Source organism: Sphingobacterium sp. SGL-16 (assembly GCF_011043515.1).
Taxonomy (GTDB): domain Bacteria; phylum Bacteroidota; class Bacteroidia; order Sphingobacteriales; family Sphingobacteriaceae; genus Sphingobacterium; species Sphingobacterium litopenaei.
In genome coordinates this window covers 1-379 of the sequence record NZ_JAAKGQ010000132.1, presented here as the reverse complement: position 1 = coordinate 379, position 379 = coordinate 1, and the positions used below count along the sequence as shown (strand labels likewise).

At 34.0% G+C, this 379-nt stretch carries 1 protein-coding gene; it reads left to right on the top strand.

Features of this window, described 5'->3' with window-relative positions; translation table 11 throughout:
• Nucleotides 1-379 (top strand): transposase (locus tag G5B32_RS16985; RefSeq protein ID WP_165292677.1); only part of this gene is annotated, 379 nt, incomplete at both ends.

Sequence of the window (379 nt, the reverse complement as noted above, 5' to 3'; positions counted from 1 at the left end):
GGAGAATCAACGATCTTATCGATTTCAGTTTTATCTATGATGAGTTGTTGGAGAAGTATTGCCATACTAATGGCCGTACAGCGGAGAATCCCATCAAGATGTTTAAGTATCTTCTGTTAAAGACAATTTATACCATTTCTGATGTGGATGTTGTTGAGCGTTCTAGATATGATATGTCCTTTAAATATTTTCTTGAAATGGCCCCTGAGGAGGATGTGATTAATTCAAGCTCACTCACCAAGTTTCGCAAATTGCGGTTAAAGGATACAGATTTATTAAATCTGTTAATAAACAAAACTGTAAGTATAGCTATAGATAAGGGTATTATTAAATCTAAATCCATTATTGTCGATGCTACTCATTCACTTTCTAGATCCAA